15 protein-coding genes and 1 riboswitch are annotated in these 15809 nt (G+C 69.0%); of the genes, 8 read left to right on the top strand and 7 right to left on the bottom strand.

The window, feature by feature from the left end:
• Nucleotides 1–16: 16 nt before the first annotated feature.
• The 3 genes from K2F54_RS14410 to K2F54_RS14400 all read right to left on the bottom strand — a co-directional run bounded on the left by K2F54_RS14410 (nucleotide 17) and on the right by K2F54_RS14400 (nucleotide 2419).
• Nucleotides 17–1738: a SulP family inorganic anion transporter gene (locus K2F54_RS14410; protein ID WP_220606548.1), complete on the bottom strand. Its 1722-nt coding sequence runs from the start codon at nucleotides 1736–1738 to the stop codon at nucleotides 17–19.
• A complete protein-coding gene (locus K2F54_RS14405; protein WP_220606547.1) occupies nucleotides 1735–2172 on the bottom strand; it encodes an ArsR/SmtB family transcription factor in 438 nt (145 codons plus the stop codon). The genes K2F54_RS14410 and K2F54_RS14405 overlap by 4 nt, the downstream gene beginning before the upstream one ends.
• A 103-nt stretch (nucleotides 2173–2275) precedes the next feature.
• Entirely contained in the window at nucleotides 2276–2419 is a 144-nt protein-coding gene (locus K2F54_RS14400) for a hypothetical protein (protein WP_220606546.1), read from the bottom strand.
• Nucleotides 2420–2724: 305 nt separating this feature from the next.
• Between K2F54_RS14400 and K2F54_RS14395 the strand changes: the two genes are divergently transcribed.
• Both K2F54_RS14395 and K2F54_RS14390 read left to right on the top strand, forming a co-directional pair.
• Complete coding sequence (locus tag K2F54_RS14395; protein WP_220606545.1) at nucleotides 2725–3696, top strand: FKBP-type peptidyl-prolyl cis-trans isomerase; 972 nt, start codon at nucleotides 2725–2727, stop codon at nucleotides 3694–3696.
• Nucleotides 3697–3848: 152 nt separating this feature from the next.
• Nucleotides 3849–3913, top strand: a riboswitch (guanidine-III (ykkC-III) riboswitch).
• An 11-nt stretch (nucleotides 3914–3924) separates the two neighbouring features.
• Nucleotides 3925–4248 carry a DMT family transporter gene (locus tag K2F54_RS14390; RefSeq protein ID WP_220606544.1) on the top strand — a complete coding sequence of 108 codons (324 nt, stop codon included), beginning with the start codon at nucleotides 3925–3927 and terminating at the stop codon, nucleotides 4246–4248.
• A gap of 59 nt (nucleotides 4249–4307) precedes the next feature.
• Here K2F54_RS14390 and K2F54_RS19465 read toward each other — a convergent pair whose 3' ends face one another.
• Both K2F54_RS19465 and panD read right to left on the bottom strand, forming a co-directional pair.
• On the bottom strand, nucleotides 4308–6023 hold the full coding sequence (locus K2F54_RS19465; protein WP_220606543.1) for an HNH endonuclease signature motif containing protein: 1716 nt from the start codon (nucleotides 6021–6023) through the stop codon (nucleotides 4308–4310).
• Between the two features lie 108 nt (nucleotides 6024–6131).
• A complete protein-coding gene (gene panD, locus K2F54_RS14380; RefSeq protein ID WP_220606542.1) occupies nucleotides 6132–6545 on the bottom strand; it encodes an aspartate 1-decarboxylase in 414 nt (137 codons plus the stop codon).
• Nucleotides 6546–6632: 87 nt separating this feature from the next.
• On the opposite strand from panD, the gene K2F54_RS14375 reads away from it, so the two are divergent.
• From K2F54_RS14375 to K2F54_RS14360, 4 genes are all read left to right on the top strand, one after another.
• Nucleotides 6633–9233 carry an excinuclease ABC subunit UvrA gene (locus K2F54_RS14375; protein ID WP_220606541.1) on the top strand — a complete coding sequence of 867 codons (2601 nt, stop codon included), beginning with the start codon at nucleotides 6633–6635 and terminating at the stop codon, nucleotides 9231–9233.
• Between the two features lie 84 nt (nucleotides 9234–9317).
• Complete coding sequence (locus tag K2F54_RS14370; protein ID WP_220606540.1) at nucleotides 9318–10547, top strand: aminotransferase class V-fold PLP-dependent enzyme; 1230 nt, start codon at nucleotides 9318–9320, stop codon at nucleotides 10545–10547.
• Nucleotides 10548–11606 (top strand): DsbA family protein, encoded by a 1059-nt coding sequence (locus K2F54_RS14365; protein WP_220606539.1) that lies wholly within the window; start codon nucleotides 10548–10550, stop codon nucleotides 11604–11606.
• 55 nt (nucleotides 11607–11661) lie between these two features.
• Nucleotides 11662–12948: an ATP-binding protein gene (locus tag K2F54_RS14360; protein ID WP_220606538.1), complete on the top strand. Its 1287-nt coding sequence runs from the start codon at nucleotides 11662–11664 to the stop codon at nucleotides 12946–12948.
• 19 nt (nucleotides 12949–12967) lie between these two features.
• Here K2F54_RS14360 and K2F54_RS14355 read toward each other — a convergent pair whose 3' ends face one another.
• Nucleotides 12968–13699: a FadR/GntR family transcriptional regulator gene (locus K2F54_RS14355; protein WP_220606537.1), complete on the bottom strand. Its 732-nt coding sequence runs from the start codon at nucleotides 13697–13699 to the stop codon at nucleotides 12968–12970.
• Between the two features lie 281 nt (nucleotides 13700–13980).
• On the opposite strand from K2F54_RS14355, the gene K2F54_RS14350 reads away from it, so the two are divergent.
• Entirely contained in the window at nucleotides 13981–14559 is a 579-nt protein-coding gene (locus K2F54_RS14350) for a gluconokinase (protein WP_220606536.1), read from the top strand.
• Nucleotides 14560–14664: 105 nt separating this feature from the next.
• Here K2F54_RS14350 and K2F54_RS14345 read toward each other — a convergent pair whose 3' ends face one another.
• Nucleotides 14665–15294 (bottom strand): hypothetical protein, encoded by a 630-nt coding sequence (locus K2F54_RS14345; RefSeq protein WP_220606535.1) that lies wholly within the window; start codon nucleotides 15292–15294, stop codon nucleotides 14665–14667.
• A gap of 213 nt (nucleotides 15295–15507) precedes the next feature.
• Here K2F54_RS14345 and K2F54_RS14340 point away from each other — a divergent pair.
• On the top strand, nucleotides 15508–15809 hold a 302-nt coding region (locus K2F54_RS14340), incomplete at its 3' end, for a transposase (protein ID WP_220606534.1).

The raw sequence follows: 15809 nt of genomic DNA, 5'->3' as shown, positions 1-15809 counted from the left end.
ACCCGGCGCCGCCCGGCTAGTCCGTGGGCAACCGGATGGCGCTGGTCCAGCCGAAGTCGCCGGCATCCGTGCCGCCACCGGCCGTCGCGGCCCGGGTGACGTGGCTGCGGGCGTGTTCGATCGCCGCGTCGAGGTCGGTGAAGAGGTGGTTGCGGTGGCGCAGCGACGTGATCACGCCCACCCGGGTGACGAGCTTGAGGTGCCGCGGCTGGATGCCCTTGATGAGCACCGTGATGCCGCGGCGCTCGAGGGCCTGGATCATCTCGGTGATCACCCGGGCGCCGGTGGCGTCGAGGATCTGCAGCTGGGACATGCGGATGATCACGACGGTGATGTGGCTGGTCTGGTTGACCCGCTCCAGCATCCGCTCGGCCGCACCGAAGAACAGGGCGCCGTCCAGCCGGAACAGGGCGATGCGCTCGTCGCCGGGCGCCGGGGTGCCCGGCAGCTCCTCGCGGTGCACCCCGCTGGAGGCCGACACGGCGCGCAGGGCGAAGAACGCGGCGACCAGGATGCCGATGCCGACGGCCACGATCAGGTCGACCGACACCGTGACGAGCGCCGTGATGATGAACACCGTCGTGTCGCTGCCGGTGGAGCCGATGATGCTGCGCACCGTGGCAACCGAGATCATGCGGGCCGCGGTCATCATGAGCACGCCGGACAACGCGGCCAGGGGGATCTGCGAGACCACGCCGGTGGCGAGGTAGACCACTCCGATCAGCACGATCGAGTGCACGATGGCGGCCAGCCGGGTGCGGCCGCCCGAGCGGATGTTCACGGCCGTGCGGGCGATCGCGCCGGTGGCCGGCATGCCGCCGAAGAAGCCGGAGGCCACCGAGGCCAGACCCTGGCCCACCAGCTCCCGGTCGGCGTCGTAGGGGCCGGTGTCGGAGAGGGTGACGGCCACACGGGCCGAGAGCAGCGACTCGATCGCGGCGAGCGCCGCGATGGTGAGCGCGGGCCCGACGAGGGAGCCGAGCAGACCGGCGTCGATCTGCGGCAGCATCGGCGTCGGCAGGGAGCTGGGCAGTTCGCCGATGCGGGCCAGCGGCAGGTTGAACAGGTTGGCGATCACGGTCACGACGACGATGGCCACGATCGAGCCGGGTAGTTTCCGGTGCACCTTGGGGGCCACCAGCATGATCGCTGCCACGACGAGCACCATCGCCACCGGGATGATCACGGTGGACCAGTCGATCGTCGCAAAAGACTGCACGGCGGCCACGAAGGCGTTGCTGCTCGGCCCCGCGGCCGACCCGATCGCGGCGGGCACCTGCTGCAGGAAGATGATGACGGCGATCCCGAGGGTGAATCCCTCGATCACCGGCCAGGGGATGAACGTGACCGCGCGGCCGAGCTTGAGCGCGCCGGCGGCGACCACGATGAGCCCGGCCATGAGGCTGAGCACCGCGACGACCCCGAGGCCGTGGGCGGCCACCACCGGGCCGAGCACGACGACCATGGCGCCGGTGGGCCCGGAGACCTGGATGTTGGAGCCACCGAACACGGCCGCGACGACACCGGCGACGATGGCGGTGATGAGTCCGCTTTCCGCGCCGGCGCCCGAACTGACGCCGAAGGCCAGGGCGAGCGGCAGTGCGATGATGCCCACGGTGAGGCCGGCGACGATGTCACCGCGCCAGGTGCGCTTCACGTCGCGGTAGTCCTGCCAGCTGGGCAGCAGCGCGCGCAGGTAGCGACCGGACTTGCCGGCCGCGGTGCCGATGACACTCATCGGGACCCCGCTGCGGTGGCCGAAGTGCCGCTGGTCGTGGCATCCGCTGGGGCGAGACCGGGCAGGCCCACCGTGCTGATCAGGCGCTGCTGGGTGGTCTCCAGGATCTCCACCAGCAACTGCCGTGCCACCGCCAGGAGATCGGCCACCTGCGGGTAGGCCAGGCTGTAGAAGACCAGGCTGCCGCGGCGTTCGGCCACCACGAGGTTGTGCCGGCGCAGCACCGAGAGGTGCTGGGAGAGGTGTGAGGCCTCCAGGCCGGTGTCTCTGAGCAGGTCCGAGACCGACAGGTCGGTGTCGGCGTGTGCCAGCACCTCGAGCACCCGCACCCGCACCGGATGCGCCATCCCCTTGAACAGGTTGGCCTTCACCTCGTACAGCGGACGACTCGCATCCGTGAAGTTGTCGATCGGGTCCTGATTCAGCGGTTCCATAAATTCATCATATCGCTCTATCGGAGCGAACATCTAGGAACAAGGTCCCGTCGTCCACCGTCGACGCGGTGCACCGAACCTTCCGGCAGGCGCCGGGAGTCGGCTACTCCGCGTTGGGGTCGGCGACCGTGGAGGCCGGGGCGGCGGTGGGGGCCTTCTGGTGGGTGCGCCAGAAGTACTCGCGCTTGAGGCTTTCCCAGCGCACCATGGTGACGGCGTTTGCGGCGGTGGACTTCGGGTCAGACACGAGATGCTCTTTCTATCGACGTACTTTCACCCAGCCGAGCGGCGGTCGGCTGCGTGTGGCAGGGCGTCAATCAGACTGAACTAGTTGCCGAGATGTGCGTGGCGCCACTGTCGGTGGGTTCGGTCACCATCGACCAGCTCGGCCCGAGAAATTCTTGGTGCCGTGAATCCAGTCTAGAAACCTCCCTCCAGCCCCGACAGGGACGAAGGTCCCCCTGCATCCGCACGGCGATTCAGCAGATTCAGCACATACATAGGTGAAGGGGTCAGACTGTATGCGGCCCAAATCTGACTGGAGACTTCTGCGTGCGCACTGTTCCTACTTTTCTCACCCTGACGGCTGTTGCCGCCATCGCTCTCACCGGATGCGCCGCATCGCCGGACACCGAGGCAACGCCCTCGGCGACCACCGCCGCGATCGGCTGCACCGACCCTGGGACCACGTCGGACGCCGTGGAGGTCACCGGTGACGCCGGCGCCGAACCGACCGTGACCTTCGAGTCCCCGCTGGCCGCAGAGCAGACCGAGCGCACCGTGGTGACCGAGGGCGACGGCGACGCCGTGGACGAGGGAGACACCGTCTCCATCGCCTACGCCGCCTACAACGCCACGACGGGTGCCAAGCTCACCGCCGGCGGCTTCGGCGACGACGCCGGCCTCACGGTCAACGTGGTCGGCAACCAGAGCGCGATCGCCGGCATCCTCAAGGGCGCGGCCTGCTCCAACGTGGGCGACCGCGTGGCCGTGGTCATCACGCCGGACGACGGCTTCGGCGAGGCCGGCAGCACCGACCTCGGTGTGGCCGCCACCGACCAGTTGCTCTTCGTCATCGACATCAAGGACAAGCTCGCCACCCGCGCCACCGGCGAGGAGCAGGAGCCCACGGAGGGCTTCCCCACGGTCGAGCTGGCCGATGACGGTGAGCCCACCGTGACAATGCCGGACACCGACCCGCCCGCCGATCTCGGTGTCGCCGTGCTCAAGAAGGGCGACGGCGCGGCCATCACCGACGCGTCCACGGTGACCGTGCAGTACAGCGGCTCCATCTGGAGCACCGGCGAGGTGTTCGACCAGAGTTGGGGATCCGGACCGGCCACCTTCCCGGTCTCCGGCCTGATCACCGGATTCACCCAGGGCCTGGTCGGACAGACCGTCGGCTCGCAGGTCATCATCGTCATTCCGCCGGGCCCGCTGGGCTACGAGGGCGGCAACGAGACGGCCGGCATCACCGACACGGACACCCTCGTGTTCGTCGTCGACATCATCTCCGCCGCCTAACCGTCGAGCCCAGCCCAGCCCCGCCGGCCGGTGCCGTCACGACACCCACGGGTATCGAGTCGGTCCGGGTGGCGGGGCTGTGTCGTTGCCGGGGGCGGATGCGGCGCTCACGTCTGCCTAGCTTCTGCACAGGGTGGGCGGCTAACCTTGGTACAGGCCGCGCAACAGCGGTTCCGGACGACGGTTCAGTACCCGGCACGCGACAAGACTGGCCACAGGAGTGATGTCATGTCGTGGATCGTGTTGATCGTGTCGGGTGTTCTGGAAGCCGTCTGGGCGACGGCGCTGGGCAAGTCGGAAGGCTTCACCAAGCTCTGGCCCACCGTGATCTTCGGAGTCGGCCTCGTGCTGAGCATGGCCGGCCTGGCGTTCGCCATGCGCACCATCCCGATCGGAACCGCCTACGCGGTCTGGGTGGGCATCGGAGCGGCCCTGACCGTTCTGTATGCCATGATCTTCGGCGGCGAGCCGGCGTCCGTGATCAAGATCCTGCTCATCCTGGGCCTGATCGGCTGCGTCATCGGCCTCAAGCTCGTCGACGGCAGTCACTAACCCACTCGAGGCCCCGCACCTACTCAGTGCCGGTCGCCCGCTCGGTGCCGGTCGCCTGCTCAGTGCCGGTCGTCGTCCCGGTGTTGGTGCCGGTCGGCTGCGGCGGCGCTCTTGCTGCGCATCCGGATCAGGGTTTGGCCGGGGTCGACGCTGGCGGGTGGTCTGAGCCAGTAGATGCCTTGGTTTTCGAAGATCTGCCAGCCCTGACTGTGCAGTAGCCGGTGGTGTGGTGGGCAGAGCAGGATGCCGAGGGCGATGTCGGTGGTGCCGTGGTCGCGCACCCATTCTTCGAGGTGGTGGGCTTCGGTGCGGGAGGGTGGTCGGTCACAGTCGCCCCAGATGCAGCCGCCGTCGCGGGCGGCGAGGGCAATGCGTTGGCCGGCGGTGAAGACGCGTTGTTCCCGGCCGAGGTTGAGCGGTTGGCCGTCGTTGTCGAAGTCGATCTGCAGGGTGCCGCTGGTGCAACACAGCCGGTCGATGGTTTCCTGCGAAACGGGGTCGGTGTGGCCTTCGATGAAGCCGTGTCCGGTGCCGTCGGGAATAGCGACGAGCACCGCGGTCGGGTCGATTTCCGGCGGTGGTTCCGGCACCGCTTCCGGTGCCGGTGCGGCGGTGCCGTGGGCCGGTTCCGATGCCGGGACGGGTGCGTCGGCGGGTCGGGCCGAAGTCAGTGCCGGTGTAGGTGCGGGTGCGGGTGCGTCGGTGGGTCGACCCGGAGTCGGTGCCGTGGCTGTGGTGAGGACGCGGACGGCGGGGGTGCGTCCGCCGAGCATCCGGTCCGGGTTGACGGTGCTGCCGGCCTTGATCAGCTCGATGAAGGTGTCTGCGGTGAGCTGGTCGGTGCTGCGCGGGTCGTCCTGCACGGCTTTGGCCCAGGCGGCCCGCTCAGGGTCGACGAACCGCACCCCGCCGCGGCGGGGGCCGGTGGCGCTGTCGTAGACGGAGAGCAGGAACGCGCCCTGCTCGGGCGGGAACTGGCCGTTGAGGTGCACCTGACCGGAGTCGCTGGTCCATACCCGGAGGTACCGGTCGTCCCAGGCTTTCTGTTCCCGGGTGGCGATGCCGGCGGCGTCGAGGGTGTCGCGCGCCCGTCGGGAGCGTTTGAGGAGCGCGTCGACGGTCATCGTCTTCGCCTCGGCCAGGAGATCGAGAACGGCGGTGCGGAGGACTTCGGCGGTGACGACGGTGTCGATCGCGCCGAGCCCGGCGCGGATCGCGTGCGCGGCGGCCACCGAGAGAGATCCGGTGGCGACCGCGGCCGAGATCGGGCTGTACCAAGGCAACCCAGTCGGCTCCGAACAGGCAGGTTCATCGGAATCGTCCGCCTCGGCCTGCACAGCCTGCTCGGCCTCGGCGGTCTCGGTGTCGTCGAGCATCGTGCCCACATCCATCAATTTGCGGGCGTCGGCCTTGGTGCAGCCGGTGAGGTCTTGGATCAGCTCCGCCGGGGAGAGGAACCCTTGCTTCGCGGCCAAGCCCTGCTGACCCAACTCGCGGCGGGACCGGTGGGTGAGGGTCTTCGCCAGCCACACCGCCCGGGTCTCGACCAGACCACGCAAAGTCGCCAGCTTCTTCTGGCCCGCGATCAACTCCGCATCCGTCAGCGCGTCGTAGTCGGCACTGGACGCCCCGAGCATCTCGACCGCCTCAACCGCTGCGGCCAACGACTCCGCAAGCACCGAATCCGCAAGCACCGAATCCGCAGGCACCGAATCCGCAGGCAGCAGAGCCTTTTGCGGGGTGTCGGGGGCGGATACAGCTGCGATGCTGGGCATGTAGTGAGAATAGCTCAGTATCGAAGTCGTGTGTTGGGAAAATCACACCTGTGGAGAACTTTTTTGCTGATTCTCCAGGGCGTGATCTGGGCATCCTGAGCCCGTCGGTCAGACCGCGAAGGGCGGGCGTTCCAGGTCGTCATCCCCGTCGACAGCGGCGGGGTCGGCGCCCACCGAGATGATGGCGTTGTTCGCATCCACGTGCACGACGGCGGGAACATACACCTTGGCCTTCTTCGTGCTCATCTGGGCGTAGGAGATGATGATGACCAGATCGCCCTGGTGCGCCATCCGTGCGGCCGCGCCGTTCACGCCGATCACGCCGCTGCCGCGCTCACCCGCGATCAGGTAGGTCTCGAAGCGGGCACCGTTGTTCACGTTCACGATGCTCACCAGTTCGCCCGGCAGCAGGTCCGCGGCGTCGAGCAGGTCGAGGTCGACGGTCAGCGAGCCCACGTAGTGCAGGGCGGAGTGCGTCACGGTGGCGCGGTGGATCTTGGACTTGAACATGGTGCGACGCATCGTAAGAGGGGCCTTTCTGGGTCAACCTCTCCACGATACGCGCCCAGTGAGGCCGGAATGTCAGTGGGCCGAACTATAGTCGTTCGAATGCCTCACACTGCACAGATCTCTCCGGCACTGAATTCTCCGGCCCTTCCCGCCGAACTCGACGCCCACCCCGGCGCGGACGGCTTCGTCCGTGTGCGCGGCGCGAGGGAAAACAACCTTCGTGACGTGGACGTCGACATCCCGCGCGACGCGATTGTGGCGTTCACCGGGGTGTCCGGATCGGGCAAGTCCTCGCTCGCGTTCGGTACCATCTTCGCCGAGGCGCAGCGCCGGTTCTTCGAGTCCGTGGCGCCCTACGCCCGCCGGCTCATCCAGCAGGGCCACACCCCGCACGTCGACCTCATCACCGGCCTGCCGCCGGCCGTCGCCCTGCAGCAGCGCCGTGGTTCGCCCAGCTCCCGGTCCAGCGTGGGCACGGTCACCACCCTCTCCAACTCGATGCGGATGCTCTACTCCCGCGCCGGCACCTACCCGGCCGGGTCAGACCTGCGCCTGGACTCCGACGCCTTCTCCCCCAACACCGCCACCGGCGCCTGCCCCCAGTGCCACGGCCTGGGCATCGCGCACACCGTCACCGAAGCGTTGCTGGTGCCCGACCCCAGCCTGAGCATCCGCGACGGCGCCATCGCGGCCTGGCCCGGCGCCTGGCAGGGCAAGAACCTGCGCGACGTCACGGCCGGTCTCGGCTACGACATCGACGCGCCCTGGTCCTCCCTCCCCCGCGAGTCGCGCGACTGGCTCCTCTATACCGAGGAGCAGCCGGTCGTGGAGGTCACCCCGCAACGGGACCGGGTGGCCAAGCCCTACAAGGGCCGGTTCTGGAGCGCCAAGAGCTTCGTCATGCACACCCTGCACGATTCGAAGAGCGCGCAGATGCGGCAGAAGGTGCTCGCGTTCGTGGAGACCGGTCCCTGCCCGCTCTGCGGCGGCAGCGGCCTGAAGAAGGACGCCCTCGCCGTGCTGTTCGCCGGGCGCCCGATCAACGAACTCAACGCCCTCACCCTCAGCGAACTCGCCGAGGTGCTGCGGCCCACCGCCGAACTCACCGGCGCCACCGGCTCGCACCGCTCGGCGCAGTCCGGCGAGGTCACCGAGGTGGCCGTCACCGTCGCCGGCGACCTGGTGCGGCGCCTCGAGGTCCTCATCGACCTCGGCCTGGGCTACCTCAGCCTGAACCGCGCCACCCCCACCCTCTCCCCCGGCGAGATGCAGCGCCTGCGCATCGCCACCCAGCTGCGCAGCGGCCTGTTCGGCGTCATCTACGTGCTCGACGAACCCTCCGCCGGCCTGCACCCCGCCGACGCCGAACCGTTGCTGGTGGTGCTCGAACAGCTCAAGACATCCGGCAACTCGGTCTTCGTAGTCGAACACAACATGGACGTCGTGCGCCGCGCCGACTGGCTCGTCGACGTGGGCCCGAAGGCCGGCGACGGCGGCGGCGAGGTGCTCTACAGCGGCCCGGTGGCCGGCCTGGCCGAGATCGACGCCTCCGTCACCCGTGACTACCTGTTCCCGGGTACGACCGGCGCTGCGGTGCGCGTGCGCCGCGAGCCCGGCGCCTGGCTCGCCCTGGCAGGCGTCACCCGGCACAACCTGGTCGACCTCGACGTGCGGGTTCCGCTCGGCGTCTTCACCGCGGTCACCGGCGTCTCGGGGTCCGGCAAGTCCACCCTGGTGAGCAAGGTCCTGGCGGATGCCGTGGGCCGGGAGCTGCGCCAGGGCTCGGTCGACGCCGCGCCCGCGGGCAGCACCGCAGACGACAACGCGGATGAGTCGGGCAGCGACGAGGACGAGGCCGGCGCCGACCGGGCCACGACGGTGGTTGAGTCGATCACCGGCGCCGGCGCCATCGACCGCCTGGTGCGAGTGGACCAGAAGCCGATCGGCCGCACCCCGCGTTCCAACCTCGCCACCTACACCGGCCTGTTCGACGCCGTGCGCTCCACCTTCGCGGCCACGGATGCGGCCAAGGCGGCCGGTTTCGGCGCCGGCCGGTTCTCCTTCAACGTGCCGGGTGGCCGCTGCGACACCTGCCAGGGCGAGGGCTTCGTCGCCGTCGAACTGCTCTTCCTGCCCGGCAGTTACGCGCCCTGCCCCACCTGCGGGGGTTCGCGGTACAACGCCGAGACCCTGGCGGTGCTCTACAACGGCAAGTCCGTCGCTGACGTGCTCGGCCTCACCGTGAACGTGGCCGCCGAGTTCCTCGCCGACGTTCCCAGCGCCTCCCGCAGCCTCGAGACCCTGCGCGAGGTGGGCCTGGGCTACCTGCGGCTCGGCCAACCGGCCACCGAGCTCTCCGGCGGCGAGGCGCAGCGCATCAAGCTGGCCACCGAGCTGCAGCGCGCCCGCCGCGGGCACACCCTGTACCTGCTCGACGAGCCCACCACCGGGCTGCACCCGGCCGACGTGGCGCTGCTGATGACCCAGCTGGGCCGGCTCGTCGACGCCGGCAACACCGTCGTGGTGGTGGAGCACGACATGGGCGTGGTGGCTGCCGCGGACTGGGTCATCGACCTGGGTCCCTCCGGCGGCAGCGCTGGCGGGCGCATTGTGGCGGAGGGCACGCCGGCCACCGTCGCGGCGCATCCGCACAGCCGCACAGCGCCCTACCTCGCCGAACGCTTAGAGGCAGCTGTGTAAAGAGTATCCTCCCCGGTCAAACGGGACTTTGGTCCCCGTTCCCGGCTCAGCGACGAATCTAAGCTGAGCCGGGAGTGGAGATCAATGAAACGCAGCACGCTGTTTCGCAGACCCGCCGTCGAGCCGCTCGACACGGGCCGCACAGGCGATTTCGGTTACCTGCAGCCGGGCGAGATCTACCTCGATGCCGCCTGCCAGAGCCTGCGCCCGCAGAGCGTGATCGACGCGGTCACGGAGTACTACACCAGCTACAACGCCTGCGGCGGCCGGGTGAAGTACGCCTGGGGCCAGAAGGTCGACCACGCCGTGGCCGACACCCGCCGGGCCGTGCTCGACCTGCTCGGTCTCTCGACTAAGAGCCACGCCGTCTCGTTCACCCTCAACACCACCTACGGTCTCAACCTGCTTCTGCAGCAGTTGCCGCAGGGCCGCTTCGGCCGGGTCGTCACCAGCCACATCGAACACAACTCGGTGTTCCTGCCCACCATCACGGCCGCCAGACGGCTGGGTGTGGAACGGCTGGTGCTCGACCGCGCCGTCGACGGCGCGCTGCTCTACGAGCCCGCTCAGTTGGAGAGAGCCGTCGTCGTCGTCAACGCCACCTCCAACATCGACGGCCGCCAACTCGGCAACCTCACCGACCTCGTGCGCGACACCCACGCCCGCGGCGGCATCGTCATCGTCGACGCCGCCCAGGCCATGGGCCACAGCCGCGCGCTGCTGCAGAAGACCGAGGCGGATGCGGTCTGCTTCTCCGCCCACAAGATGTACGGCGCGAGCCTCGGCGTGGTCGTGGCGCGGCACGAGCTGCTCACCTCGCTGGAACTCGGCTTCGTCGGCGGCGGCATGGTGCAGGACGTGCGCGAAGAGGACTTCGACCTCGTACGGGGCGACCCCGGCGCGCTACTCGAGCCCGGGCTGCAGGCCTGGGGCGAAATCATCGCGCTCGGCCGGGCGATCGACTGGCTGGGCAGCGTCCGCCCCGGCGGGTTGTCGCCCGCCGAGCACATCGACGCCCTGTCCACCCGGCTCCATGCCGGCCTGGTCGGCATCCCCGGGCTCACCCTGCTGAACACCGCGGCCAGCCCGGTGATCAGCGTGTACGCGCCCACCCAGGACTCGCACCGACTCGCGGTGTTCCTCTCCCGCTCACAGGTGATGGTGCGCAGCGGCTATTTCTGCGCCCACCACTACCTCAAGGAACAGCTCGGGCTGCCCCCGCTGCTGCGCTTCTCCCTCGGCCTGCACACGACAGAGTCAGACATCGACTCGGCCACGCACGCCCTCGCTCGGCTGATGAAGGGCCTCTCCTAAGTGTTCTGTATCGCGGCTTTCATCGTCCTCATCGTCATGGCCGCCTTCTCGGCGCGGTACCGGCGCTACGTCGGCACGGCCTGGAACTGCACAGTGCGGCGGGTCACCTTCCGGCCCTGCGACACCACCTTCAAGCAGGACATCAAGGATCACCTGCTCGCACCCATAGCGGTTCGCCGGCCCGGCCTGGTGAAGCCGGCCGGCATTGGTCTTGAGATCCTCGCCGTGCTCGTCATCGTCACCACCATCTGGTCGGGCTACACGGTGGTCAAGAGCGGCGTCAACCTCTACGTCTACGGCACCTGCAACAAGCAGGACTCGGCATCCTGCACCCTGGGCGCTGAGGCCTGCTCGATCCCGGAGGAGACACCGGGGTTCATGGCGTCGCTGGCCGCCTTCGACGTGCTCGGCGCGTTCGGCAACGAGTTCGCGAGCTTGGGCGAGACCTTCGCGGCCATCCCGGCCCGCACCCAGACCTGGACCGCAGAGGACTACCTGCCCGCCAACGCCAGCTACCTCACCGAGGACGCCGCCAACCCCGTCGCCGTCGAGGTCATCGATCCCGGCTGCACCTTCTGCAAGGCGCTCTTTGCGAACATCGAGGAGGCCGGCTTCGAGAACAACTACAACCTCACCTACATCGCCTACCCGATCGCGGGCACGGAGGGCTACAAGTTCCCCAACTCCCTGCTGGTGACCCAGTACCTCGAGGCGCTCCGGCTGCACCCGTTGCCTGGCGCAGAGACCCCGGTCGACTGGCAGGTGCTCGAGCGCATCTTCACCGAGAAGACGGATGCCGGCCTGCCGTGGCAGGAAACCATCAACACGATGGACGCCGATGAGGTCACCACGACCCTGGTCGAGTGGCTGGACGAGTTCGGCCTCACCGCCGCCGAGGTCGACGCGGTCGTGACCGAGGCCGCCTCTGACTCCGTGACCGACATCATCGCCGCCAACAAGTCCCTCGTCGAAGACGACATCCACACCCTGAAGATCCCCACGATCATCTTCGACGGCCGCCGCCACGACGGGCTGGTCTCGGTCGACAACCTGCGCTGACCCTCCGGCTGGGCCGGAGGGTGGCATAGTGACCTCACGACCGAGGGAGAGGCCGATGACGAAGTGGCGCATCCGTGACTTTCACACCGACGACCTGGACGGCATCCTGCGCCTGTGGGAGGAGATCGCCGCGACCAGCACCGACCCGGTCTACGGGCTCTCCGAGGTGCTGGCCTCCTGTCAGAAGGACGACGCGGTGGTGGCCGTGCACGGCGACGAGGTGGTCGGCGCCGCGGTCGGCCGGGCCGCGCATGCGCAGGGCTGGATCGTGTTCCTGGCCACGACCGGGCCGTGGCAGAGCCGGGGCATCGGCTCGGCCCTGCTCGCCGCCCTCGAGCGACGGATGGCGCCGCACGGCCTGACCAAGCTGTCCGCGCTGATGCCGGAGACCGCCACCCGGGTGGACGCGTTTCTCAACCGCGGCTTCGAGATCAAGAACCACCTCAGCTACTTCGAGCGCCGCATCCCGGTGCAGGGCGAGGAGATCCGGGCCCTGGCCGACCTGGGTGGGCGCATCCTGCCGCGAGACCTGTGGGCGAGTGTGGGCGGCATGGTGCACGAGAAGGAACTGCTCGAACGGCGCCTGGTGATGCCCCTGGCCCGCCCGGAGATGGCCGAGCAGTACGGTGTCGTGCCGCCTCGGGCCGTGGTGCTCTTCGGCCCGCCCGGCACCGGCAAGACCACCTTCGCCAAGGCCATCGCCTCCCGGCTGGACTGGCCGTTCGTCGAGGTCTTCCCGTCCCGGCTGGCCAGCGACCCGCAGGGCCTGGCCGGGGCGCTGCGGTCGACCTTCCAACGCATCGACGATCTCGACCACGTGGTGGTGTTCATCGACGAGGTCGAGGAGATCGCCGCCCAGCGCGGCGGTGAACCGCCCTCGCCGCTGCAGGGGGTCACCAATGAGCTGCTCAAGCTCATCCCGGCCTTCCGCGAGCGGCCGGGGCGGCTGCTCGTCTGCGCCACCAACTTCATCCGCACCCTCGACTCGGCGTTCCTGCGGCACGGCCGGTTCGACTACGTCGTGCCGATCGGGTTGCCGGATGCCGCGGCCCGGCAGGCCATCTGGGAGCGGTACATCCCGGCAGCGGTCGCCGGAACCGTCGACCTCGCGGCGCTCGTGGCCGCCAGCGACGGCTTCTCCCCCGCCGACATCGAGTACGCCGCCAGACGCGCCTCACAGCAGGCCCTCGAGAACGCCCTCTCCGCCGGGGCCGACGAACACGCGCCGGGCGGGCCCGCTACCGCGGACTATCTGGCCGGCATCCGTGGCACCCGCACCACCGTGTCGGCGCAGGTCGCGGCGGAGTTTCTCGAAGACATCGAGCGGCTCGCCCGGCTCTGAAACGCCAGGGCGCCCGGGGTCAGCCCGGGGTATCGCCGGCCTCGCGGCCGAACTCGACGAGGGTGGCCTCGAGGGTGGCGTACGCGGCCGAGTAGGCGGCATCCGCATCGCCCGCGACGATGGCGGCGGCCAGGGCACTGTGCCGGTGCGCGGATGCCGGGGTGTAGTCGGTCACCGTGTACCGCTTCTCCTGCTCCCGGGTGCGCAGCAGTGCCGCCACGGTGTGGGCGAAGTGCGCCATCACCGTGTTGCCGGAACCCCGCAGCACCAGGGTGTGGAACTCGACATCCGCCTCGAGGTAGCGCCGACCCTCGTTGTCGTGGTCCGCAGCCACCATCACGGCGGCCACCCCGGCGAGCTCCTGGCGCTCTGCCGGCGTCATCACCTGGGCGCTCAGCCGGGCGGCCACGGGCTCGATGCCCAGGCGCAGCTGCAGCATCTCGCGCATCTGGGCGAAGTAGTCCCCCCGGCCCCGCCACTCGATCACGAGGGGGTTGAGCAGCTCCCAGTGCTGCCGGGAGAGCACCTGGGTGCCCACCCGCTGGCGAGGTTCCACCATCCCGACCGACTGCAGCACCCGCAGGGCCTCACGCAGCACCGACCGGGACACGGCGAACCTCTCGCTGAGCCGGTCCAGGTTGAGGATGTCGCCGGGCGCGTAACTGCCGTCGACCACCTCCTGCCCCAGGGTGTTCACCACCAGGGCGTGCAGCCCCCGGTCACGCCGTGTTTCCTCGCCCGCTGCGGCCATCCGTCACACCTCACTCACCCGGCGCGAACTCGTCGCGTCGATTCGTCCCGGCCTGCGTCATCGCAGGTCGTACCCCGAAGACCTTGACCGGATCATCGTGGTTGTGACACACTTCCAATTAATCAGATTAATCAGATTACGTACGCCTTCCCTCACTATGCCGCATCCGGCACCGCGACGGGTGCACGTGTTCAACACAATGACGATGAGGTCGCAGGGACGCGGGCTCGGAACGGATGTCGAGATGAATGTCACCCCCGCGATTGAGGCGATGGCCGGCCATGTTTGAGAATCAGCAGCCCGTGCTCGTGGTGATGGGAATCTCCGGCTCCGGCAAGTCCACCGTGGCGGGCATCCTGGCCGGGCAACTCGGCTGGGACCTCGAAGAGGGCGACGACCTGCACCCGCAGGAGAACATCGACAAGATGAGCGCCGGTGAGCCGCTCACCGACGAGGACCGCGCGCCCTGGCTCGACACGATCTCGTCGTGGATCATCGAGCACACCATGGCCGGGGTGCCCGGCATCATCACCTGCTCGGCGCTCAAGCGTCGCTACCGCGACGTGCTACGCGAGCACAACGTCGTCTTCGTGCACCTCACCGGATCAAAAGACCTGATCGGACGCCGTCTGGCTACCCGGCACGACCACTACATGCCCACCTCGCTGCTCGACTCGCAGGTGGAGGCGCTGGAGCCACCCGAGCCAGACGAGAACGCGGTCACCATCGACGCGGGCAGGAAGCCCGCCGAAGAGGCCGCCGAGATCGTGCGCCGTCTGGGCCTGACGCCCAGCCCCGGCTCCTCCACCCTGGGCGCCCCGGCGCCCGGCCAGTCCTCTGTGGGCCGCCCGCCGGTCTAGCTCTCCGCGCACCGTCCGCTCCCCACTGTTCCCAAGCTGGTCCCGGCTGTCCCCAACGGGCGCGGGTGCGCGCAGCGGATGCGCGGGGCCGGCTGATCAGGGCGGTCAGGCCAGCGCGGGATGCCCGGCCGGCAGCGCGTGCCGCTGGCCTGCGGCGTGCAGCTTGAGGTTTCTCGCCTCCCAGTCGCCCAGCGCCTGACGCACCGAATTCAGTGCCCTGGCCTCTGGGCACTTGGCGGCCGACTTGCCGCATCCGCAGTGCTGCGGATCCTCGGGCGCCACCCGGTGCAGCCGGTCGATCTCCCAGAGCGCCGTCATGGCGGCATCCGTGCGGCGTTGGCCCAGCTCGGCCTTGCGCTCGGCACGCTTGAGCACCTCGGTCTCGAGCAGACCGCGCAGGGCGGCGTCGGGGCCGCGGTCGAACCGGCCGGCCACGATGCCGGTAAGGTCGGCGACCTGGGCCGTGAGCGCGGCGATCTCGGAGTCCCGCTCACTGATCGTCGCGGTGGTGGTGGCCTCCAGCTCCTGCAGGGTCTGCTGCTGCGCGGCGAACTGCCCCAACCAGAGCGTCACGTGATCGGTGTCGCGCTGCTCGGCCTTCTCTGGCCCGAGGTGCCGCAGGCAGTGCGCGCAGACCACCTGGTCGGTCGCCGAACTGAAGTGGAACGGCTGCAGTGACCGGCAGCAGAAACACTGCGCCAGCACGTTCACATACAACGGATACGAGTGGGCCACGGGCTCTCCAGGGTCGAGGTGCTGCATCCGAGCCTAGCCGGGGCTGCGGACGGGGCTCAGCGCAGGCGGGACTCATCCCACTCCTGCCCCCGGATCGACTCCCGCCCCGTTCGAAGGCATAACTCCTGCTGTTTTTCGGAAACGAGCCCAGAACAGGCTGCGGTGACCCGGTGTTTCCGGACAGTCCATATGAGATTTGATTGGATTGTTGTTATGGCACATCGAAAGTACGGGCGGTTTACCCCTGAGATAAGGGCGGATGCGATCCGTCGGGTGAAAGAGCCCGGCGGGTCGGTCAACCGGGTCGCCGTCGAGCTCGGAATTGATCGGACCACGTTGTGGGGTTGGGTGAACGCGGCCCGGCTGGAGGAGATCGATCCGGCCGGCGAGATGACCGGTGCCGCGCAGCGACGGATTCGGGACCTTGAGCGTGAGGCAGCGATGTTGAAGCGAGACGTGGAGTTCGAAAAAAAAGCCCGCGCCTTCGCTCGGGAACTCGATCAAGAAGACAACGG

The organism is Cryobacterium inferilacus (assembly GCF_019599185.1).
GTDB lineage: Bacteria > Actinomycetota > Actinomycetes > Actinomycetales > Microbacteriaceae > Cryobacterium > Cryobacterium inferilacus.
Note: the sequence above shows the minus strand (reverse complement) of the source record. Positions and strands in the feature narration are given on the sequence as shown.

Bases quoted from the DNA above. Each gene is read 5' to 3' on its own strand.
- K2F54_RS19465 (WP_220606543.1), bottom strand. From the start codon at position 6,023: ATGCCCAGCATCGCAGCTGTATCCGCCCCCGACACCCCGCAAAAGGCT.
- K2F54_RS14410 (WP_220606548.1), bottom strand. From the start codon at position 1,738: ATGAGTGTCATCGGCACCGCGGCCGGCAAGTCCGGTCGCTACCTGCGC.
- panD (WP_220606542.1), bottom strand. From the start codon at position 6,545: ATGCGTCGCACCATGTTCAAGTCCAAGATCCACCGCGCCACCGTGACG.
- K2F54_RS14390 (WP_220606544.1), top strand. From the start codon at position 3,925: ATGTCGTGGATCGTGTTGATCGTGTCGGGTGTTCTGGAAGCCGTCTGG.
- K2F54_RS14405 (WP_220606547.1), bottom strand. From the start codon at position 2,172: ATGGAACCGCTGAATCAGGACCCGATCGACAACTTCACGGATGCGAGT.
- K2F54_RS14375 (WP_220606541.1), top strand. From the start codon at position 6,633: ATGCCTCACACTGCACAGATCTCTCCGGCACTGAATTCTCCGGCCCTT.
- K2F54_RS14350 (WP_220606536.1), top strand. From the start codon at position 13,981: ATGTTTGAGAATCAGCAGCCCGTGCTCGTGGTGATGGGAATCTCCGGC.
- K2F54_RS14355 (WP_220606537.1), bottom strand. From the start codon at position 13,699: ATGGCCGCAGCGGGCGAGGAAACACGGCGTGACCGGGGGCTGCACGCC.
- K2F54_RS14360 (WP_220606538.1), top strand. From the start codon at position 11,662: ATGACGAAGTGGCGCATCCGTGACTTTCACACCGACGACCTGGACGGC.
- K2F54_RS14370 (WP_220606540.1), top strand. From the start codon at position 9,318: ATGAAACGCAGCACGCTGTTTCGCAGACCCGCCGTCGAGCCGCTCGAC.